At 72.2% G+C, this 19,759-nt stretch carries 18 protein-coding genes; 14 read left to right on the plus strand and 4 right to left on the minus strand.

What is annotated here, in order from left to right; genetic code table 11:
• Nucleotides 1-2: 2 nt before the first annotated feature.
• Complete coding sequence (locus ACTIF1_RS22360; RefSeq protein WP_439598664.1) at nucleotides 3-3,161, plus strand: efflux RND transporter permease subunit; 3,159 nt, start codon at nucleotides 3-5, stop codon at nucleotides 3,159-3,161.
• Complete coding sequence (locus tag ACTIF1_RS22365; protein WP_439598665.1) at nucleotides 3,158-3,808, plus strand: TetR/AcrR family transcriptional regulator; 651 nt, start codon at nucleotides 3,158-3,160, stop codon at nucleotides 3,806-3,808. Before ACTIF1_RS22360 ends, ACTIF1_RS22365 begins: the two co-directional genes overlap by 4 nt.
• A 3-nt stretch (nucleotides 3,809-3,811) precedes the next feature.
• Here ACTIF1_RS22365 and ACTIF1_RS22370 read toward each other — a convergent pair whose 3' ends face one another.
• From ACTIF1_RS22370 to ACTIF1_RS22385, 4 genes are read right to left on the minus strand one after another with little or no spacing between them, the layout of a single operon-like run.
• Nucleotides 3,812-4,630: a helix-turn-helix domain-containing protein gene (locus ACTIF1_RS22370; protein ID WP_439598666.1), complete on the minus strand. Its 819-nt coding sequence runs from the start codon at nucleotides 4,628-4,630 to the stop codon at nucleotides 3,812-3,814.
• Complete coding sequence (locus ACTIF1_RS22375) at nucleotides 4,627-6,162, minus strand: UxaA family hydrolase (RefSeq protein WP_439598667.1); 1,536 nt, start codon at nucleotides 6,160-6,162, stop codon at nucleotides 4,627-4,629. Before ACTIF1_RS22375 ends, ACTIF1_RS22370 begins: the two co-directional genes overlap by 4 nt.
• A gap of 26 nt (nucleotides 6,163-6,188) precedes the next feature.
• Entirely contained in the window at nucleotides 6,189-9,653 is a 3,465-nt protein-coding gene (locus tag ACTIF1_RS22380; RefSeq protein ID WP_439598668.1) for an AAA family ATPase, read from the minus strand.
• Nucleotides 9,650-10,861: a metallophosphoesterase family protein gene (locus ACTIF1_RS22385; RefSeq protein WP_439598669.1), complete on the minus strand. Its 1,212-nt coding sequence runs from the start codon at nucleotides 10,859-10,861 to the stop codon at nucleotides 9,650-9,652. The genes ACTIF1_RS22380 and ACTIF1_RS22385 overlap by 4 nt, the downstream gene beginning before the upstream one ends.
• A gap of 73 nt (nucleotides 10,862-10,934) precedes the next feature.
• Here ACTIF1_RS22385 and ACTIF1_RS22390 point away from each other — a divergent pair, with 73 nt between their 5' ends.
• The 12 genes from ACTIF1_RS22390 to ACTIF1_RS22445 all read left to right on the plus strand — a co-directional run bounded on the left by ACTIF1_RS22390 (nucleotide 10,935) and on the right by ACTIF1_RS22445 (nucleotide 19,661).
• Nucleotides 10,935-11,684: an MBL fold metallo-hydrolase gene (locus ACTIF1_RS22390; RefSeq protein ID WP_439598670.1), complete on the plus strand. Its 750-nt coding sequence runs from the start codon at nucleotides 10,935-10,937 to the stop codon at nucleotides 11,682-11,684.
• Nucleotides 11,681-12,334, plus strand: a complete 654-nt coding sequence (locus tag ACTIF1_RS22395) for a hypothetical protein (RefSeq protein ID WP_439598671.1) — start codon at nucleotides 11,681-11,683, stop codon at nucleotides 12,332-12,334. Before ACTIF1_RS22390 ends, ACTIF1_RS22395 begins: the two co-directional genes overlap by 4 nt.
• A complete protein-coding gene (locus ACTIF1_RS22400; RefSeq protein WP_439598672.1) occupies nucleotides 12,331-12,603 on the plus strand; it encodes a DUF3297 family protein in 273 nt (90 codons plus the stop codon). The genes ACTIF1_RS22395 and ACTIF1_RS22400 overlap by 4 nt, the downstream gene beginning before the upstream one ends.
• A 52-nt stretch (nucleotides 12,604-12,655) precedes the next feature.
• The gene (locus ACTIF1_RS22405; protein ID WP_439598673.1) at nucleotides 12,656-13,141 is read left to right on the plus strand and encodes a YcgN family cysteine cluster protein; all 486 of its coding nucleotides are present in this window, start codon (nucleotides 12,656-12,658) and stop codon (nucleotides 13,139-13,141) included.
• Nucleotides 13,142-13,165: 24 nt separating this feature from the next.
• A complete protein-coding gene (locus ACTIF1_RS22410) occupies nucleotides 13,166-14,104 on the plus strand; it encodes a dihydrodipicolinate synthase family protein (RefSeq protein WP_439598674.1) in 939 nt (312 codons plus the stop codon).
• A complete protein-coding gene (locus tag ACTIF1_RS22415) occupies nucleotides 14,101-14,415 on the plus strand; it encodes a cupin domain-containing protein (RefSeq protein WP_439598675.1) in 315 nt (104 codons plus the stop codon). Before ACTIF1_RS22410 ends, ACTIF1_RS22415 begins: the two co-directional genes overlap by 4 nt.
• A 3-nt stretch (nucleotides 14,416-14,418) precedes the next feature.
• Nucleotides 14,419-15,036 (plus strand): DNA-3-methyladenine glycosylase I, encoded by a 618-nt coding sequence (locus tag ACTIF1_RS22420; RefSeq protein ID WP_439598676.1) that lies wholly within the window; start codon nucleotides 14,419-14,421, stop codon nucleotides 15,034-15,036.
• A 32-nt stretch (nucleotides 15,037-15,068) separates the two neighbouring features.
• Nucleotides 15,069-15,770: a M48 family metallopeptidase gene (locus ACTIF1_RS22425; protein ID WP_439598677.1), complete on the plus strand. Its 702-nt coding sequence runs from the start codon at nucleotides 15,069-15,071 to the stop codon at nucleotides 15,768-15,770.
• Between the two features lie 21 nt (nucleotides 15,771-15,791).
• The gene (locus ACTIF1_RS22430; protein WP_439598678.1) at nucleotides 15,792-16,544 is read left to right on the plus strand and encodes an SDR family NAD(P)-dependent oxidoreductase; all 753 of its coding nucleotides are present in this window, start codon (nucleotides 15,792-15,794) and stop codon (nucleotides 16,542-16,544) included.
• Nucleotides 16,541-16,915: a hypothetical protein gene (locus tag ACTIF1_RS22435; RefSeq protein ID WP_439598679.1), complete on the plus strand. Its 375-nt coding sequence runs from the start codon at nucleotides 16,541-16,543 to the stop codon at nucleotides 16,913-16,915. The genes ACTIF1_RS22430 and ACTIF1_RS22435 overlap by 4 nt, the downstream gene beginning before the upstream one ends.
• Nucleotides 16,916-17,038: 123 nt before the next feature.
• Nucleotides 17,039-17,491, plus strand: coding sequence for a (2Fe-2S)-binding protein (locus ACTIF1_RS22440; RefSeq protein ID WP_439598680.1), 453 nt, complete (start codon nucleotides 17,039-17,041; stop codon nucleotides 17,489-17,491).
• Nucleotides 17,492-17,504: 13 nt separating this feature from the next.
• Nucleotides 17,505-19,661, plus strand: coding sequence for a molybdopterin cofactor-binding domain-containing protein (locus ACTIF1_RS22445; RefSeq protein WP_439598681.1), 2,157 nt, complete (start codon nucleotides 17,505-17,507; stop codon nucleotides 19,659-19,661).
• Nucleotides 19,662-19,759 lie beyond the last annotated feature (98 nt).

A 19,759-nucleotide genomic window follows, 5' to 3' on the forward strand; every position in this document is an offset into this window, starting at 1 on the left:
CCATGGCACGCTTCTTCATCGACCGCCCGGTCTTCGCCTGGGTCATCGCCATCGGCATCATGCTCGCCGGCCTGCTGGCCCTGCGCACGCTGCCCATCGCGCAATATCCGGCCATCGCGCCGCCCGCCATCTCCATCACCGTCAGCTATCCCGGCGCCTCGGCCGAGACGGTGCAGTCCACGGTGGTGCAGATCATCGAGCAGCAGCTGAGCGGCATCGATGGGCTGATCTACTTCTCCTCCCAGACCACTAAGGACGGCGCCGCCACCATCCAGCTCACCTTCGCCCAGGGCACCAATCCGGACACCGCCCAGGTGCAGGTGCAGAACAAGGTGCAGCTCGCCACGCCGCGCCTGCCGCAGACCGTGCAGCAGCAGGGCATCCGCGTGGCGAAGTCCACCAGCAACTTCCTGATGGTGGTGGGCTTCGTCTCCACCGACGGGCAGCTCGGCAGCGCGGATATCTCGGACTTCCTGGTCAGCACCATCCAGGACCCGCTGAGCCGCACGCCGGGCGTCGGCGACTACCAGGTCTTCGGCTCCCAGTTCGCCATGCGCATCTGGCTGGATCCGGCGAAGCTGGTGAATTACGGCCTGACGCCGGGCGATGTGCGCGACGCCATCCAGGCACAGAATGTGCAGGTCTCCTCCGGCGAGATGGGGGCGCTGCCGGCGGTGCCCGGCCAGCAGCTGAACGCCACCATCATCGGCCCCTCCTATCTGCAGACGCCGGAGGCCTTCGGCGCCATCCTGCTGCGCGTGCAGACCGATGGCGCGCAGGTGCGGCTGCGCGACGTGGCGCGCATCGAGATCGGCGCGGAAAGCTACAGCAATTCCGCCCGCTTCAACGGCAGCCCCGCCGCCGGCATCGGCGTGCGCCTGGCCAGCGGCGCCAATGCGCTGAACACCGCGACCGCCGTGCGCGCCACGATCGAGAACCTGCGCCCGAACTTCCCGGCGGGGCTCGAGGTGGTCTATCCCTACGACACCACCCCCTTCGTGCGCCTGTCCATCACCAGCGTGGCGCATACGCTGGTCGAGGCGGTGGTGCTCGTCTTCCTCGTCATGTTCCTGTTCCTGCAGAACTGGCGCGCCACGCTGATCCCGACGCTCGCCATCCCCGTGGTGCTGCTCGGCACCTTCGGCGTGCTGGCGGCGGCGGGCTATTCCATCAATACGCTGACCATGTTCGGCCTGGTCCTGGCCATCGGCCTGCTGGTCGACGACGCCATCGTGGTGGTGGAAAATGTCGAGCGCGTGATGGCGGAGGAACATCTCTCCCCGCTCGAAGCCACGCGCAGGTCGATGGACCAGATCACCGGCGCGCTGGTCGGCATCGCGCTGGTGCTCTCCGCGGTCTTCCTGCCGATGGCCTTCTTCGGCGGCTCCACCGGCGTGATCTACCGGCAGTTCTCCATCACCATCGCCACCGCCATGGCGCTATCGGTGCTGGTGGCGATCTTCTTCACCCCCGTGCTCTGCGCCACGCTGCTGAAGCCGCACAAGCCGGGCCAGGGCAAGCGCGGCCTCTTCGGCCTGTTCAACCGCGGTGTGGACCGCACGACGGCGGTCTATGAACGCGGCGTGCGCGGCAGCCTGCGCCGGCCCTGGCGGATGATGACGATCTATGCCGCGCTGCTGGCCGGCCTCGGCTTCGCCTTCCTGCGCCTGCCCGGCGGCTTCCTGCCGGATGAGGACCAGGGCACCGCCTTCGTGCAGATCATCGCGCCCCCCGGCGCCACCAGCGAACGCACCCAGCGCGCGCTGGATGAGCTGAACCGCTACCTGCGGGAGGAGGAGAAGGATGTCGTCGCCTCCAACTTCGGCATCAACGGCTTCAGCTTCACCGGCCGCGGCCAGAATACCGGCCTCGGCTTCATCAGCCTGCGCCCCTGGGACGAGCGAACCTCCCCCGCCAGCAGGGCGCAGGCGCTGACCGGGCGCATCATCCGCCACTTCGCCACCTGGCAGGATGCGATCGTCATCGCCTTCGCCCCGCCGGCCATCACGGAGCTCGGCAATGCCACCGGCTTCACCTTCCAGCTGCTGGACCGCGGCGGCGCCGGCCATGCGGCGCTGATGCAGGCGCGCAACCAGCTGCTCGGCATGGCCGCGCAAAGCCCGGTGCTGGCGCAGGTCCGCCCGAACGGGCAGGAGGACGAGGCGCAGTTCCGCCTGCTGGTGGATTGGGAAAGGGCCAGCGCGCTGGGGCTTTCCGTCTCCGACATCAATACCACGCTCTCCACCGCCTGGGGCGCGACCTACGTGAACGACTTCCTGGACCGCGGCCGCATCAAGCGCGTCTATATCCAGGGCGATGCGGACTCGCGCATGCTGCCCGGCGATCTCGACCGCTGGTTCGTGCGCAATGCCAGCGGCCAGATGGTGCCCTTCTCCGCCTTCGGCCGCACCGAATGGAGCTATGGCTCGCCGCGTCTGGAACGCTTCAACGGCATCGCCTCCCGCGAGATCCAGGGCATGCCGGCGCCCGGGCGCACCAGCGGCGAGGCGATGGCGGAGATGGAGCGGCTGGCAGCCCAGCTGCCGCCCGGCTTCGACCATGCCTGGAGCGGCGTATCCTATGAGGAACGTGGCGGCTCCGGCCAGGCGCCGGCGCTCTATGCCATCTCGCTGATCGTCGTCTTCCTGTGCCTGGCGGCGCTCTATGAAAGCTGGTCGATCCCGACGGCGGTGATGATGGTGGTGCCGCTCGGCGTGCTCGGCGCGGTGGTGGCCACGCTGCTGCGCGGCATGTCGAACGATGTCTATTTCCAGGTCGGCCTGCTGACCACCATCGGCCTCTCGGCGAAGAACGCGATCCTGATCGTCGAATTCGCGCGGGAAGGCTTCAACCGCGGCCTCTCGCTGGTGGAGGCGGCGGCGGAGGCGGCGCGGCAGCGCCTGCGCCCCATCGTCATGACCTCGCTCGCCTTCACCCTCGGCGTGGTGCCGCTGGCGATCGCGAACGGCGCGGGCTCCGGCGCGCAGAATGCCATCGGCACCGGCGTGATCGGCGGCGTCATCGCCGGCACGCTGCTGGCGCTGGTCTTCGTGCCGCTGTTCTTCCTGCTAATCCTGCGCCTGTTCCGCACCAGGCCGGTGCCGCCGCCGGGCCAGGGTGATGCAGCCCCCGCGGCACAGCCGCAGGTCGCCGCGCCATGAGCGAGGCGGAGGCGCCGGCGCGGCGCAAGCCGGGCCGCGCGCCGATGCCGGAGACGGCGCGGCGCCACCTGCTCTGCGAGGCGGCGACGGAGGTCTTCATGCGGGACGGCTATGCCGCCGCCAGCATGGACGACGTCGCGCGCGCCGCCGGGATGTCGAAGCGCACGCTCTACCAGTTCTTCCCCTCCAAGGCCGCGCTCTTCGAGGCGACGGTCGCCGCGGCCCTCGCCCCGCTGCATGTGGCCTCGGAGCTGGAGACGGAGCCGGACCTGCGGCGCGCGCTGTGCGGCATGCTGGAAGCGGCGGCGGGGCATCTGCTGGCGCCGCTCCAGACCGGCATCTTCCGCCTCGTCATCGCCGAGGTGAAACGCTCCCCGGAAATCGCGCAGGCGACGCATCGCGTGCTGTTCAATCGCGGTGCCGGTTCGCTGCAGCGGCGCATCGCGGCCGAGATGGCGCGCGGGGCGATCCGCCTGCCCGATGCCGAGATGGCGGCGCAGCTGCTGTTCGGAATGACCCTGGGCAAGACCCATATGATGATCCTGCTCGGCCTGCGCGATGCACCCGATGCGGAGGAGGTGGCGGCGCTGGCCCGCGCGGCGGTGGATGTCTTTCTCCATGGCGCGCGGCGGGGTGAGGCGGACTGACCTCTACTCGCCGAAGCCCAGCCCATCCGCCAGGCGCCGGCGCAGCAGCGCGGCCGGGGACAGGCCGGTGAAGGCGCGGACCTCCCGGATCAGATGCGACTGGTCGGCAAAGCCCGCCTCCACCGCCAGCCCGGCCCAGCCCGCCTCCGGCACTTCCGGCAGCCGCGCGATCACGCCGCTGAAGCGCTGCAGCCGCGCGGCGAGTTTCGGCGTCAGCCCGGTGCGGTCATGGAAGTGGCGCACCAGCGTCTGGCGCGACAGGCCGAGGTCGCGCGCCAGGGCGCCGATGCCGATGCGCCCGGCGCTGGCCTCGATCCGCCGCCAGGCCTCCGCCACCGCATCGGTGGGCGGGTCGCCCGCCAGGCGGCGCAGCAGCATGCCCTCCAGCAGGTCGAGGCAGCTTTCCGGATCGGTCGTTTCCGCCAGCCGCGCAGCGAGGCCGGGCCCCTCGCGGCCCAGCATCTCGGACAGATCGAGGAATTGCGCCGGCACGCCGGAGATCGGGCAGCGCAGCAGGCGTTCCGCGCCCAGCGGCGTCAGCATCACCTGCACCCCGCGCTGGCTGCCCTGCATGGAACTGCGCGCCGGCGCCGGATGCGGCCGGGCCAGGAAGCCCGTGGCGGTGTCGAAGCGCGTCTCGGCCGCCGGGTCGGGCCAGGCGACGCCGATGGCCGGGCCCAGGTTGATCAGCAGCACCGCCTCCGCGCAGGGCATTTCGCGCCGGCGCTGCGGCGCCTCGCGGCGTTCCGCGTAGTACCAGAGGCCGCGCACCAGCCCGCGCAGCGCCGGATGCGGGCGGCGCGGGTGGAAGCGGGCCGTCACATCGTGGCGCCGATCACCCAGGGGGCGAATTCGGCGCCGCCGAAATCGTAGCTCTCGCTCTTGGTCCGCTCGCCGCTGGCCACCCGCAGCATGAGTTCGAAGATGCGCTGGCCGGCCTGCTCGATCGTCTCCTCGCCGGTGACGATGGTGCCGCAATTCACGTCCATGTCCTCCGACATGCGCTCATACATGGCGCTGTTGGTGGCCAGCTTGATGGAAGGCGCGGGCTTGGCGCCGAAGACGGAACCGCGGCCGGTGGTGAAGCAGACCAGGTTGGCGCCGCCGGCCACCTGCCCCGTCGCGGCCACCGGGTCGTAGCCGGGGGTGTCCATGAAAACAAAGCCCTTGGCGGTGACGGGTTCCGCATAGCGGTAGACCTCGACCAGATTGGTGGTGCCCGCCTTGGCCATGGCGCCGAGCGATTTTTCCAGGATCGTGGTCAGCCCGCCGGCCTTGTTGCCGGGGGAGGGGTTGGCATTCATCTCCGCCCCCTCCCGCGCCGTGTAATCCTCCCACCAGCGCATCAGATCGACCAGCTTCTCGCCCACTTCGCGGGAGACGGCGCGGCGGGTCAGCAGGTGTTCGGCGCCATAGGTCTCTGGCGTTTCCGAGAGGATCACCGTGCCGCCGTGGCGCACCACCAGGTCGCTGGCCGCGCCGAGGGCCGGGTTGGCGGTGATGCCGGAATAGCCGTCGCTGCCGCCGCATTGCAGGGCCACCACCAGCTCGCTGGCCGGGATGGGTTCGCGCCGCAGCGCATTGGCCTCCGCCAGCACGCCCTTCACGAATTCGATGCCGGCTTCGACGGTCTTCCGCGTGCCGCCCATCTCCTGGATGTCCATGCTGCGCAGCCTTCCGGCCAGGCGCTGTTCCTCGAGCATCCCGCCCAGCTGGTTCACCTCGCAGCCCAGGCCGATGGCGATGACATGGGAGAAGTTGGGGTGCCGCGCATAGCCGGCGAGCGTCCGGCGCAGCAGCCGCAGCGGCTCGCCCTCCGTCATGCCGCAGCCGGTCTTGTGCGTCAGCGCGACCACGCCATCCACATTCGGGAAGTCGGCCAGCGGGTCGTTGCCCGCGAAGGGGTTGCGCTTGAAGGCATCGGCGATGAGGTCCGCGACATGGGCGGAGCAGTTCACGCTGGTGATGATGCCGATGTAGTTGCGCGTGGCCGCCCGCCCATCCGGGCGGCGAAAACCCATGAAGCTGGCGGGGGTATTGGCATAGGCGGTCGCCTTCACCTCCCGGCTGTAAGCATAATCCTTCGCGAAATCGCCCATGGCGCAGTTGTGGGTATGCACCCAGTCGCCGGGCGCGATGGGGGTGGTGGCGAAGCCGATGATCTGGCCGTAGCGGCGGATCTCCTCGCCCGCCGCATGCGGACGGATCGCCACCTTGTGGCCGGGCGGGATGCGCTTCTCGCCGACCGTCACGCCCGGCGCCACGGTGGTGCCGGGCGGCAGGGCGATGCGCGCGATCAGCACGCCGTCTTCGGGGGCCAGGCGGAGCACCGGCGGCAGCGTGGTGGCGTCCATGGTTGTCTTCCTCCGTTTGGCCAAGCCTACGCCGCCCGCGCGGCGCCTTGGAAGCCCGGCATCTCCCGCAGCACCGCGCCCTGCCGCGCGGCGAGCTCCGCCAGATGCGCGTGATGGGTGAAGAGGATGGTCTGGGTGGTGGCGCCGAGGCGCGCCAGCAGGGCCAGGGCGGCGCTGGCGCGGGCATCGTCGAAGGTGGCCAGCAGGTCGTCCGCGATGAAGGGCAGCGGCTCCGCGGCCTCCGCCTGCGCCTCCACCGCCGCCACGCGCAGCGCGAGGAACAGCTGGTCCCGCGTGCCTTCGCTCAGCGCATCCACCGGGCATTCGGCGCCGCTGTCGCGCACCGCGCGCAGAAGGGTGCGGCCGGCCTCGTCCTCGTCGGTGGCGAGGCGGGTGTAGCGACCCTCGGTCAGCAGGGCGAAATGGGCGCCGGCCTGGCGCAGCAGCGGGCCCTGGCGTTCCTGGCGGATGCGCTCGATGCCGGATTGCAGCAGGCTGCGCGCCAGGTGCAGCCGGGCATAGCGTTCCGCCGCCGCGCTGGCCTCCGCCAGGTGGTGGCGGGCGGCCTGGGCATGGGCGGCGGCGTCCCGGCCCTGCTGCATGGCGGCCAGCTTCGCCTCCGCCTGCTGCCGCTGGCCGCCGAGCTCGGCCAGCCCCTCCCGCAGCGCGGCCTGCTCGGCCTCGATTCGCTGCAGCCGGGCGGTGGCCAGGTCCGGGTCGGTGCCGGCCGCCTCGGCGCGCAGCGCCGCCTCGTCATGGCCATCGCCCTGCGCCAGCAGCGCGGCCTCCGCCTGGGCGATGGCGCCGTGCAGCCGGCTGCGGGCCGCGGCGCGGGCGATCGCCGCCTCCAGCGCCGCCAGGTCCTCGGCGCCGGCGGCCTCGCGCAGGGCGGCGAGACGCGCCTCGGCCTCGCGCAGCCGCGTCGCGGCGCCGGCGGCGGCCTGCTGGCGGTCCTGCAGGCGGCGGGCGAGGGCGGCGGCTTCCTGCGCCGTGCCGCGCGCCGTGGCGAGCCGCCGCGCCAGCTGGGCGACGATGGCGGCCGGGGAGTCCTCGCCGTGTGGCAGGGCGAGGCGATCCTGCACCCGCCGCGTCGCCGCCGCGAAATCCGCCAGCGCCTCCGTCATGGCCGCGACCCGGGCCGCATCGCCGCGCCAGGCCTTGGCGGCCTCCGCCACCCGGGTCCAGGCGCCGAGCGCGGCTTCCACCAGTTCCGGCGAGGCCTCCGCCGGCAGGCGCAGCGCCGCGGTCGCCGCGTGCCATTGCGGGGCGAATTCGGCCAGCGCGGCGGCGGCGGCGGCTTCGGCATGGCGGGCGGCCTCCGCCTGCGCCGCCGCCTCCGCGGCGCGGCGGGCGAGGTCGCGGTGCTGCTGCTGTGCCGCCTCGGCCTCGGCCAGGGCATCCTCGGCGCGGGCGAGCAGCGGCGCCAGCAGGGTTTCGGGGCCGGGCAGGGTGGCGTGCAGCGCGGCCAGCGCGGCCTCCCGCCGCGCCGCCAGCTCCGCCTGCTTCCGGCGCGCCGCGGCCTCCTGCTCCGCCAGGCGCAGCACCTCGTCGCGGCCGCGGCGCCATTCGGCCATGCTGGCGGCGTCCATGGCGAGTAGCCCGGCCGGCTGCCACAGCGCCTGCCAGGCGGCCGCGGCCTCGGCCGCGGCCGCCTCGGCCTGCTGCCGGGCGGCGCGGGCCAAGGGTTCGCGGGCGTGCAGCAGGTCGCGGCGGGCGGATTTCGTCGAATAGTCGCTGACCCGGCCGGCATCCTCGGCGCGGGCATCGGCCAGGCGGTCGGCCTGGTCGCGCAGCGCCTCGAAGGTCTCGGGCAGGGCCGGGTCGAAGGGGGTGCCGGCGGACAGATGCGCGCGCAGCGCGGCCCAGGCGGCGTCGCGGCGGGCGCGTTCGGCGGCAATGCGGTCGGGGGTGGGCACCGTCCCGCCCCGGGCGAGGCTTTGCAGCGCCTCCTCCAGCTCCGCGATCTCGGCGGCCAGCGCCGCTTCGGCCAGGCGGGCGGCCTCGGCCGCGGCGCTGGCCTCGGCCAGGTGCTTCGCGGCGGCCTCCGTCGCCGGGGGCAGGGGCAGGGGCAGGGCGGCCAGCGCCTCGGCCGTGCCGGACCAGAGGGGCAGGGCGGCCAGCGCGGTCGCCGTCCGCCGCGCCGCCTCCGCCACTTCGCGTTCCGCCGCCGCCAGCTCCCGGTCCAGCTGGCCCTCGCCGCGCGCGGCATCGATGGCGCGGCGCAGCGGGGCGGTGGCGGGCGGGGCGGGGCAGCCGGCGAGCCGGGTCGCCAGCGCATCCCGCAGCCGGATCGCCTCCGCCAGCTTCGCCGCCTCGCTGCGCCGGGCGGTGGCGAGTTCGGTATGGCGGCGGATCAGCGCCTGGGCGGCCTGGCGATCGGCGGCGCGGGGCAGGGCCTCGCGCAGCTCCTCCGGCGTCGCGCCGCTGCCGAGCAAAGCGGCGGCTTCCTCCACCTCGGCCCGGAAGGCCTCCACCTTGCGCTGCACGGCGGGCAGGTCCCGTGCGGCCTCCAGGGCGGCGCCGCGCCGCGCCGCCAGTTCATCCACCGCATCCTGCACCGCCAGCACCGCCGGGTCCTGCCGCAGGGCGGCGGCCTCGGCCGCCAGCGCCGCCGCCTCCGCCGCCTCGCGCCGCTGGTCCTCGGCGGCCAGGCGGTGGTCGTCCAGAAGCTGGCGCAGCGTCGCCGCGGCATCGGCGGGCAAGGCGGGGGCATCGGCCACGGCGGCGGCCTCGGCGCGCAGCGCGTCCAGGCTGGCGAGCAAAGGCAGGATGCGGCGGGCGCGGTGCAGCCGGGCGGCCTCGGCGGCCAGGGCATCCCCCTGCGCGCTGGCCTGTTCGATCGCGGTGGAGAGGCTGTCGTAGCGCGCCTTGGTGTCGAGCCATTCGCGCGGCCGCACCGCGGCCTCCTCCGCCGCGCGGCGCTGCTCGGCCCAGGCCTCCGCGGCGGCGGCGAGCGCCCGGCGGCCGCGGCCATCGCCATGCAGGGCGCGGGCCTCGGCATCCAGCCGGTCCAGCGCGCGGCGCAGATGCGGCAGGCCCATGCCGGCCAGCAGGCTTTCGCCGGCCTCGCCGCCGCTGGCGAGCAGCGACAGCGCGCCCTCCCGCAGGCTCGCGCCGTTCAGCCCATAGGTGGTCTCGAACAGCGCCCGGCTGGCGCCGCCCAGCAGGTGCAGCAGCGCCGCCTCCGGCACCGGGTTTTCCGCCGCATCGAGCAGCGTGTTCTTGTTGCCCTTGCGTCGCAGGAATCTGGTGCGGCTGCCGTCGCGCCCGAGCACGTCGAAGCCGAGCCGCAGCGCGCTGGTCTCGTGCAGGAAGGCATGCGGACTGCGCGCCGGAAAGCCCCAGAGCGCATCGCCGATGGCCGAGAGGGTGGTGGACTTGCCGGCCTCGTTCGGGCCCAGCACCACCACCAGCGGCGCGTCTTCGGGAAACGCCAGCCGCGCATCGGTCAGGTGGCCGTAGCGCAGCAGGTCCAGCTGCAGCAGCCTCATGCCGGCTGTTCCGCCGCGATGGCGGCTTCCGCGAGGGTCCAGGCTTCCTCCGCCAGCCGGGCAAGGCCGGCCGCGTCCTCCGGCAGGTCCAGCCCATCCCGCGCCGGGGCGGGGACCTTGGCGCGCAGCGCGGCCATCTCGGCCAGCAGCGCCGCGCTGCGGGCGGGGTCGGCCAGGCCGGCGGCGAAGGCGCTGCGCAGCGGGTCCAGCGCGCCGGCCTCCAGGCTGCGGCGCGGGCGGGTGCGCAGGCGCACCGCCTCGATGAACAGGGATCCGCCGGCGGCGATGGCGGCGTTGCGGCATTCGGCGGCCAGGCGCTCGGCATCCGCGGCCAGGCCGGGCTGCGCCTCCCCGGCCAGGACCAGGCGGGCGAGCAGGGGGCGGTCCTCGGCCTCCGCCAGGGCCTGGCCCACCGCCTCGGCGATCCGGGCGGCGAGGATGTCGTCCTCCGCCGCCTCCACCTCCAGCAGCGCCCAGCGCAACCTGTCCAGCGCGCGGTGTTCCACCGCGACGATGCGGCCCTCCTCCACCGTCACCAGGCTGCAGCCCTTGGCGCCCGTCTCCCGGATATGGCGGCCCTGGATATTGCCGGGAAAGACGATCCAGGGGTGCTCGGACAGCACCTGGCGCTGGTGGATATGGCCCAGCGCCCAGTAGTCGTAGCCCTTCAGCCGCAGCAGGCCGGGGTCGCAGGGGGCATAGGTCTCGTGCTCGCCGGGATCATTGGCGCTGGTATGCAGCAGGCCGATGTTCAGCCAGCCGCGGCTGGGCTCGGGATAGCCGAGGGAGAGATCCTCCGGCACCGCGCGGTTCGGGAAGGAATGGCCGTGGATGGCGATGCCGAGCTCGCCCAGCTCATGCGTCTGGCAGGTCCGGGTGGAGAATTCGAGGACATTGGCCGGCAGCGCCAGCTCCTTGGTGATGACGGAGCGCGCATCATGGTTGCCGCGCAGCAGGAAGCAGGGGCGGCCGAGGCGCTTCATCTGCTCCGCCACGAAAAGCCCGGTGGAGAAATCCTTCCAGTCGCCGTCATAGAGGTCGCCCGCGATCAGCACGAAGGCGACGTCCTCGGCGATCGCCAGGTCCACCAGGGCGGCGAAGGCGCGGCGGGTGCAGTGGCGCAGCAGGTCCGGCGGCAGGTCGGCGCGCGCCTGCAGCCCGGCCATGGGGCTGTCCAGGTGGATATCGGCGGCGTGCAGGAATTTCATCCCTGTCAGAATCGGCCGGCTTGGCGCCCTCCGCAACCCCGCTACTGTGGCAGGGAGGATCGGGGGCGCTGGGATGTATTCGCTGGACGTGCTGGTGCAGGGCTATCCCGGCAAATCGGTCTGCCATGGCGCGCTGGGCTGGAGCACCATCGCCCTGCTGCGGGGCGAGGGGCGGATCGCCCTGGTGGATGTGGGGTCCTTCGGCGTGCGGCCGGAACTGGCGAAGCAACTGGCCGCCCGCGGCGTGAAGCGGGAGGATGTGACGGATATCCTGCTGACCCATGCCCATTGGGACCACAGCGTGAATGCGCCGCTCTTCCCCAATGCCACGGTCTGGATCGGCGCCGAGGAAATGGCCTGGGCCGAGGCCGAGCCCTGGGATTTCAACGCCCTGCCGGAGCTGCATGTGCGGGAGCTGGCGACCAGCCCGCGCACGCGCAAGATCGCGGCGGGGGATCAGCCGCTGCCGGGCCTCCATGCCATCGCAGCCCCCGGCCATACGCCGGGCTGCCTGGTCTATTACTTGGCGGCCAATGACCCGCCGGTGATCTTCAGCGGCGATGCGGCCAAGAACCGGGCGGAGATGCTCTCCATGGCGGCGGACATGACCATGGATGCGGCGGCCTCCCACGCCTCCATGGCCGGCATCTGGTCGCTCTGGCGGGCGGTGCCGGGGACGCTGCTGGTGCCCGGGCATGACCTGACCATGCGGCTGGATGCGGAAGGCCGGCCGGAATACTGCGGCCAGCGCCAGGCGGCGGTGCGGTCCTGGTTCAGCGAGGACCTGGCCGTGACCGCCGAATTCGACCTGGCGGCGCCTTGAGCGGGACGGCCCGCGCCTGGGTCCGCCTGCCCTCCGGCCGCAGGCTGGATCTGCTGGCGCCCACCCCCTTCGACTGGACCGATGAGGACCTGGCCACCGGCCTGGCGCGGACTTTTCGGTGGGGCGGGCATTCCATCTGGCCGGGCGCGCCGCTCTCCGTCGCGCAGCATTCCCTTGCCGTGCTGGCGCTGCGGCTGCGGGCGAAACCTGCGCCCAGCCGGGCGGAGGCGCTGCGCGAATTGCTGCATGATGCGGAGGAGGGGCTGACCAATTTCGACTGCATCTCCCCCCTGAAACCCTTCCTGGGGGCCGGCTTCCTCGCGCTGCAGGACCGTCTCTGGTCCGTGGTCGCCCAGCGCTACGCGCTGCCGCCCTGGGACCCAACGGCCAGAAAACTGCACAAGCGGCTGGATGTGGCGATGGCGGCGGCGGAGGCGGTGCATGTCGCCGGCTGGTCCCGGGCCGAGGTGCGGGACACGCTCGGCATCCGCGCCGCCGTGATGGAGGAGGATCCGCTGGTCGCGGAGCATGGCGGCACGCCCTGGCAGCCCTGGCCGCCGGAACAGGCCGCGGCCCGCTTCCTGGCCGCGCTGCGCCGCTTGCAGGAACCCTTGGCAGCGCCGCCCGCTGCGACTACCACCCCCGCATGAGCGAAGAAGCCCCCGCCAATACCTCCGACACCCTGCCCGACCGGCTTTCCGTCGATCCGCGCAGCCCCTTCTACCAGGAGGCGCTGCTGGCGCGCGGTGTCGGCATCCGCTTCAACGGCACCGAGAAGACCAATGTCGAGGAATACTGCGTCAGCGAAGGCTGGGTGCGGGTTTCCGTCGGCAAGGCGGTGGACCGCAAGGGCCAGCCGCTGACGCTGAAGCTGAAGGGCACCGTCGAGCCCTATTTCCGCGACACAGCCGAGGGCTGATATGCGGCCGGCGGCGTTCCCACCCGCCGCCGCAGGGTCTAGCGTGGCGCGCATGGCCTCTGTCGAACCCTTCTGGCGGGCGAAAACCCTCGGCGCCATGACGCGCGCCGAATGGGAAAGCCTGTGTGATGGCTGCGGCCGCTGCTGCCTGCACAAGCTGCGCGATGCGGAGACGGAGGCGCTGGTCTGGACCAGCGTCGCCTGCCGCCTGCTGGATGGGCAGAGCTGCCTCTGCAAGGATTATGCGAACCGCAAGGCCAAGGTGCCGGATTGCGTGAAGCTGACGCCGGCCAAGGTGGCGGCGATCGACTGGCTGCCGCCGACCTGCGCCTATCGCCTGCTGGCCGAGGGCCGCGACCTGCCCTGGTGGCACCCGCTGGTCTCGGGCTCGCGCGAGACGGTGCATGAGGCCGGCGTCTCCGTCCGCGGCCGCGTGGTGGCGGAGCGGGATGCGGAGGCGCTGGAGGACCATGCCGTGGACTGGCCGGGGCAGTGGCCCCGGGCGGCGCGGCCCATTCCCCGCCCGCGGCGGGCGTAATTGCAACGGGAAGGACCCGAGACGATGAAGGACGCGCTTTTCGGCGGCATCAATGCGGCGGCGCTGACCGCCATGAAGGCCGATTTCTCGCCGGACCTCGACCGCTACGCGGCGCATTGCAACTGGCTGCTGGCCAATGGCTGCAACGGCCTCGGCATCCTGGGCACCACGGGCGAGGCGAACAGCTTCGGCTTCGAGGAGCGCAAGCAGATCCTGGAGGGCATCATCGCCCGCGGCGTGCCGGCGGCGAAGCTGATGCCGGGCACCGGCTGCGCGAGCCTCGCCGATACGGTGGAGCTGACCAAGCATGCCAAGGCGCAGGGCTGCCGTGGCGTGCTGGTGCTGCCGCCCTTCTACTACAAGGCGCCGTCGGATGACGGGCTGTTCGCCTATTTCTCCGAGCTGGTGAACCGGGTCGGCGGCGGCATCGCCATCTACCTGTACCACTTCCCGCAGCAGTCCGCGGTGCCCTTCAGCCTCGACCTGATCGGCCGGCTGCTGAAGGCCTTCCCGGGCGTGATCAAGGGCGTGAAGGACAGCTCGGGCGACTATGCCAACATGAAGGCGATGATCGACGCCTTCGCCGAGGACGGCTTCGAGGTCTATTCGGGCTCGGACGAGTTCGTCCAGAAGATCCTGGCCGAGGGCGGCGCGGGCTGCATCACCGCGGCCGGCAACGTGAACGCCCGCTTCGGCGCCATCGTCTACAAGCACCGCACGGGGCCGGAGGCCGATGCCGCGCAGGCGGTGCTGAACGCGACCCGCAAGGCCGCCACCAGCTCCCCGCTCATCCCCGGCCTGCGCGAGATCATCGCCCGCAGCACCGGCGACAGCGCCTGGCGCAACATCCGCCCGCCGCATCTGCCGCTCTCCGCCGAGGCGGGCCAGAAGGCCTGGGACAATATGCAGGCGACCGGCGCGCTGCCGCTGCCGGGTCTCGGGCTGAAGGCCGCCGCGGAGTGACGACTCCCCTGACATGCCGGGCGCCGGCGATCGGCACCGTGCAGCAGGACGACGCCATGGTCCGCGTCACGCGCTGGGATTTCGATCCCGGCGCGGAGACCGGCTGGCATCGCCATGGCTGGGGCTATGTGGTGATCCCCGTCACCGACGGCACGCTGCTGCTGGAACTGCCGGGCGGCGCCACGGCCAATGCCACGCTGACCGCCGGCGTCTCCTACACCCGCGACCCGGGCGTGGAGCACAATGTGGTCAATGCGGGGACCCAGAAGCTGTCCTTCGTCGAGGTCGAGCTGAAGGCGCTGCCGGGCTGAGCCATGGCAGACCCGTTCACCGGCCCCGATGGACGTCCACGCTGCCACTGGTGCGCCGCGACGCCCGCCTACATGGCCTACCACGACCGGGAATGGGGTTTCCCGGTCGCGGATGACCGCCGGCTCTTCGAGAAGCTCTGCCTGGAAGGCTTCCAGTCCGGGTTGAGCTGGCTGACCATCCTGAACAAGCGCGAGAATTTTCGCGCCGCCTTCGACAACTTCGAGATCGACCGCATCGCGGCCTATACCGAGGCCGATGTCGAACGCCTGCTGGCCGATGCCGGCATCGTCCGCCACCGCGGCAAGATCCAGGCGGTGATCAACAATGCCCGCCGGGCGCAGGAGCTGGTGCGGAGCGAAGGCTCGCTCGCCGCCTATGTCTGGTCCTTCGAGCCGAGTGCCGAAAACCTGCCGCCGCAGGGCGCGGCCACCTCCGCCGCCTCCATCGCCTTGTCCAAGGATCTGAAGAAGCGCGGCTGGGCCTTTGTCGGGCCGACCACGGTGCATGCCTTCCTGCAGGCCATGGGCCTGATCAACGACCATGCCGAGGGTTGCGCTTTTCGGGCCGAGGCCGCCGAGGCCCGGGCCAGCTTCAAGCGCCCCACGGCACGCGGCGATTGAGCGCGGCCGTCCCGCCGGGGCAGGCTGGCCCGATGGCCGAATCGGAACTCGTCTCGCTGCCGGGCGCACCGGACCCCTGCCTGGTGCAGTGGCGTCCCTCCACGCGGGCGCGAAACGTCTCGCTGCGGATCTGCCCGCGGGCGGGGGCGGTGGTGGTGACCCTGCCGCCAAAGGCGGGCCGTCGCGCCGGGATGAAGCTGCTGCGCGACAACGGCGCCTGGGTTGGGCAGAAGCTGGCGGCCCTCGCCCCGCAAACGCCCTTCATCGCCGGCGGCAGCGTGCCGCTGGGCGGGCGCGACCATGCCATCATCCATGACCCCGCGGCGCGCGGCGGCGCCTTCCTGCGCGAGGACAGCATCGTGGTCACCGGCGACCCGGCCTTCCTGGCACGCCGCGTGGCGGATTTCCTCCGCGCCGAGGCGAAGCGCCGCATCGCCGCCCTGGCCGCGCCCCATGCCGCCGCGCTGGCGGTGACGCCGCGCGCCATCCGGCTCAAGGACCCGCGCAGCCGCTGGGGCAGCTGCGCCCCGGATGGCACGCTCGCCTTCTCCTGGCGCCTGGTCATGGCCCCTTCCTGGGTGCTGGATTATGTGGTGGCGCATGAGGTGGCGCATCTGCGGGAGATGAACCACTCGGCCCGCTTCTGGGCGCATGTCGCCCGCCTCTCCCCGCATCGGGAGGCGGCGGTGGCCTGGCTGCGCATCCATGGGCCGGGCCTGCTGCGGGTCGGTTGAATGAAATCGGAGAGTGTTGCGATGCGCCTTGCCTTCATCACCGGCGCCACCGCCGGCTTCGGCCTCGCCATTGCGCGGCGCATGGCCGCCGATGGCTGGCGCATCCTGGCCGCCGGGCGGCGGGCGGAGCGGCTGGATGCGCTGGTGGCGGAACTCGGCGCCGATCGCTGCCACCCCCTGGTGCTGGATGTGCGGGACCGCGCGGCGGTGGAGCAGGCGGTGGCGACGCTGCCGCCCACCTTCGCCGAGATCGACCTGCTGGTGAACAATGCCGGCCTGGCGCTCGGCCTGAACCCGGCCCAGGGCGCGGACCTCGATGACTGGGACGCGATGGTCGACACCAATTGCAAGGGGCTGATGTATGTCACCCGCGCCGTGCTGCCGGGGATGGTGGCGCGCAACCGCGGGCATGTGGTGAATATCGGCTCGACGGCCGGCGAATTTCCCTATCCGGGCGGCAATGTCTATGGCGCGACCAAGGCCTTCGTCCGGCATTTCAGCCTGAACCTGCGTGCCGACCTCTTCGGCACCGCGGTGCGCGTGACGGAGATCGAGCCCGGCCTGGTCGGCGGCACCGAATTCAGCGCCGTGCGCTTCAAGGGCGATGCCGAGAAGGCCGCCGCCCCCTATGCGGGGACGGAGGCGCTGGAGCCCGAGGATATCGCGGATGCCGTGCATTGGGTGGCCACCCGGCCGGCCCGGGTGAACGTGAACACCCTGCAGGTGATGCCCGTGGCGCAGAGCTTCGGGCCGCTGCGCGTGCACAAGCCATGACGGAGGAAGGCTCCCGCGCGCTGCGCCGCGTGGTGCGGGGCTTCGTCGCAGCCTCCGTACTCTCCATGGCCGCCGGCATCTGGCTCAGCATCGGCACCGGGGACTGGATGTGGTTCGCCCGGTCGGGTGCCATCCTCACCGCCCTCGGCCTGGTGCTGGCCAGCCGCAAGGTGCTGATCGCGCGGGCGGACCTGCTGGCGCTGCTCTCGGACATGGAACGGGTGGACGGCGCCGAGCGCACGGTGCGGCTGGCCAGCTTCAAGCGCCTGCAGCGCGACATCGACCGGCAGGTGATGGAACGCGCCGGCTTCGCGCTGCTGATCCTCGGCACGCTGGTCTGGGGTTTCGGGGATCTGCTCGGCCGGCTCTGAGTGGCGGCGTGAAGACCCTGTCATCTTCGCGCTTGCATATGGTTCATAACAAACGCTACCGCTTGGCCATCCGGGCAGGAACGCACCGTCAACACGGGCGGCCCGGAAGGGGAGCGTTCCGGGATGATCGACCTGACCGTCAACGGGCAGCCGCATCGGCTTGATGCGGAGCCCGACATGCCCTTGCTCTGGGCGCTGCGCGACCTGCTGAACCTGACCGGCACGAAATACGGCTGCGGCATCGCGCAATGCGGCGCCTGCACCGTGCATCTGGACGGCCAGCCGGCGCGATCCTGCCAGACCACGCTGGGCGAGCTCGCCGGCCGCAAGGTCACCACCATCGAGGGTCTGCACCCCGAGGGCGCGCATCCCGTGCAACTCGCCTGGGTGGCGGAACAGGTGCCGCAATGCGGCTTCTGCCAGTCCGGGCAGATCATGTCCGCCGCCGCCATGCTGGCCGAGAAGCCGCAGCCGACGGATGCCGATATCGACGTCGCCATGGCCGGCCATATCTGCCGCTGCGGCACCTACCAGCGCATCCGCGCCGCCATCCACCACGCCGCGGCGAAGACCTGAGAGGGGGTGAGCCATGCAGCGCAGAACCCTTCTGCAGGCCGGTGCCGCCACCCTGCTGGTGCCGCTCGCCCCCGCCCAGTCGCAGCCCGCGCCGCCCCCCGTCATCACCGCCGCCGCGGCGAACAGCCCGAATGCCGGCCCCGGCCAGATCACCGCCTTCCTGCGTATCGGCCAGGACGGCATGGTGGATTTCGCCTCCCCCGTGACGGAGATGGGGCAGGGGACGCACACCGCGCATGCCATGATCGTGGCGGATGAGCTGGACGTGCCACTCGCCGCCGTCCGCGTCACCGCGGGCCAGCCCGAACCTGCGCTGCGCCTGCAGCCGGTGGGGGAGATGTATTCCGGCGCCAGCTTCGGCATCCGCTTCTGGCACGACCGCATCCGCCGCGCCTCCGCCCAGGCGCGCATGGCGCTGCGCGCGGCGGCGGCGGAGCGGCTCGGCGCACCGGTCGGCGAACTCACCACTTCGGAAGGCCGCGTGCTGCACGCCGCTTCCGGCCGCAGCCTGGCCTATGGCGAGTTGGTGGACCTGGCGGCGCGACTGCCGCTGAACGACCAGCCGCAACTCAAGCCGGCCTCCGCCCGGCGCATCACCGGTCGCGCCGCACCGCGTGCCGATATCCCAGCCAAGACGCGGGGCGCCGCGATCTACGGCCATGACGTGAAGCTGCCCGGCATGGCCTATGCCGTCGCACGGCTCTCCCCCGTCTTCGGCGCGGAGCTGGAGAGTTTTGACCGCGCCTCCATCGCCGGCCTCCGCGGCCTCATCGACGTGGTGCCGCTGCCGAACGGCGTGGCGGTGGTCGCCGAGAACACCTGGGCCGCCATGCAGGGCGCGCAGCGCATCACCCTCCGCTTCAAGCCCACGCCCGACCAGGCGCTGGACAGCGCCGAATTGTCGCGCCGCCTCCAGGCCGGCCTCGCCGCGCCCGAGGCCTTCCGGGGCAAGAACGACGGCGATATCGAGGCCACGCTGCGCGGCGCCGCGAAGGTGGTGGAGGCCACCTACGAGGCACCCTACCTCGCCCACGCCCCCATGGAGACGGAAAACGCCACCGTCCATATCCAGGGCGACCGCGTGGAAGTCTGGTGCTCCACCCAGCACCAGGACTGGTGCATCCGCGACGCCGCCCGCGTCGCCGGCGTGCCCCGCGAAAATGTCCGCATCCACACGCCGATGACCGGCGGCGGCTTCGGCCGGCGCCTGGTGACCACCATCGTCGAGCAGGCCACCACAGTCGCCAAGGCCATCAACCGCCCCGTCAAGCTGATCTGGACGCGGGAGGAGGAATTCGCCCAGTCCTACTGGCGCCCCGCCTTCGCCGCCCGCATCCAGGCGGCCCTCGACGCCCAGGGCAAGGTGGTCGGGCTGAACCTGCGCGCCGCCGGGCAATCCGTGATGGGCGACTACCGCCCCGCCCTCTTCGCCGGGCCGCTGCGGGGCAACGACCCCTTCTCCCTGCAATCCATCAGCGACACCCGCTACCGCTTCGGCGCCTTCCGCGCCGAATGGCACCGGGTGCAGGCCGCGCCAAAAGTCTGGCTCTGGCGCTCGGTCGGCTCCTCGCAATACGGCTTCTTCCTGGAATCCTTCCTGGACGAAGTCGCGCTCGCCGCGAACAAGGACCCGCTGGCCCTGCGCCAGGAACTCCTCGCCCACGACCCGCGCGCCCTCAACGTGCTCAACACCGCCGCCCGCGAAGGCGGCTGGGGCAGCCCCGCGCCCGCCGGGCGCCACCGCGGCCTCGCCTATGTCGAATGCTACGGCAGCCTCTGCGCCCAGGTCGCCGAAATCTCCGTCACCGGCCGCGACATCCGCATCCACAAGGTCACCGTCGCCGTCGACTGCGGCGACGTCGTGAACACCGACACCGTCGCCGCCCAGATGCAGGGCGCCGTCGTCTGGGGCCTCTCCGCCATGGCCGCCGAACACATCACCCTGAAAGACGGCGCCGCAATCCAACGCAACTTCGACACCTACCCCATCCTGCGCATCAACCAGGCCCCCCAGGTCGACACCCACATCATCCGCAGCGGCGAACCCCTCGGCGGCATCGGCGAACCCGGCGTGCCCCCACTCGCCCCCGCCGTCTGCAACGCCATCTTCGCCGCCACCGGCCGCCGCCTGCGCAGCCTGCCCTTGGTCGACCAAGGACTGCACGTTTAGGCGGGGGTTTGGAGGGTCGGCGCTGGAGGCCATGCAAGGGGGCTTTGCCCCCCTGCACCCCCCACCAGGAGGCAGTGGCCTCCTGGACCTCAGGACCT

The sequence above is a fragment of the Falsiroseomonas sp. genome, assembly GCF_051860665.1.
Lineage (GTDB): Bacteria > Pseudomonadota > Alphaproteobacteria > Acetobacterales > Acetobacteraceae > Falsiroseomonas.

Coding starts and splice junctions, on each gene's coding strand:
- ACTIF1_RS22405 (WP_439598673.1), top strand. CDS start 12,656: ATGGCCTCTGTCGAACCCTTCTGGCGGGCGAAAACCCTCGGCGCCATG.
- ACTIF1_RS22365 (WP_439598665.1), top strand. CDS start 3,158: ATGAGCGAGGCGGAGGCGCCGGCGCGGCGCAAGCCGGGCCGCGCGCCG.
- ACTIF1_RS22390 (WP_439598670.1), top strand. CDS start 10,935: ATGTATTCGCTGGACGTGCTGGTGCAGGGCTATCCCGGCAAATCGGTC.
- ACTIF1_RS22380 (WP_439598668.1), bottom strand. CDS start 9,653: ATGAGGCTGCTGCAGCTGGACCTGCTGCGCTACGGCCACCTGACCGAT.
- ACTIF1_RS22435 (WP_439598679.1), top strand. CDS start 16,541: ATGACGGAGGAAGGCTCCCGCGCGCTGCGCCGCGTGGTGCGGGGCTTC.
- ACTIF1_RS22425 (WP_439598677.1), top strand. CDS start 15,069: ATGGCCGAATCGGAACTCGTCTCGCTGCCGGGCGCACCGGACCCCTGC.
- ACTIF1_RS22430 (WP_439598678.1), top strand. CDS start 15,792: ATGCGCCTTGCCTTCATCACCGGCGCCACCGCCGGCTTCGGCCTCGCC.
- ACTIF1_RS22385 (WP_439598669.1), bottom strand. CDS start 10,861: ATGAAATTCCTGCACGCCGCCGATATCCACCTGGACAGCCCCATGGCC.
- ACTIF1_RS22420 (WP_439598676.1), top strand. CDS start 14,419: ATGGCAGACCCGTTCACCGGCCCCGATGGACGTCCACGCTGCCACTGG.
- ACTIF1_RS22360 (WP_439598664.1), top strand. CDS start 3: ATGGCACGCTTCTTCATCGACCGCCCGGTCTTCGCCTGGGTCATCGCC.
- ACTIF1_RS22375 (WP_439598667.1), bottom strand. CDS start 6,162: ATGGACGCCACCACGCTGCCGCCGGTGCTCCGCCTGGCCCCCGAAGAC.
- ACTIF1_RS22410 (WP_439598674.1), top strand. CDS start 13,166: ATGAAGGACGCGCTTTTCGGCGGCATCAATGCGGCGGCGCTGACCGCC.
- ACTIF1_RS22445 (WP_439598681.1), top strand. CDS start 17,505: ATGCAGCGCAGAACCCTTCTGCAGGCCGGTGCCGCCACCCTGCTGGTG.
- ACTIF1_RS22440 (WP_439598680.1), top strand. CDS start 17,039: ATGATCGACCTGACCGTCAACGGGCAGCCGCATCGGCTTGATGCGGAG.
- ACTIF1_RS22400 (WP_439598672.1), top strand. CDS start 12,331: ATGAGCGAAGAAGCCCCCGCCAATACCTCCGACACCCTGCCCGACCGG.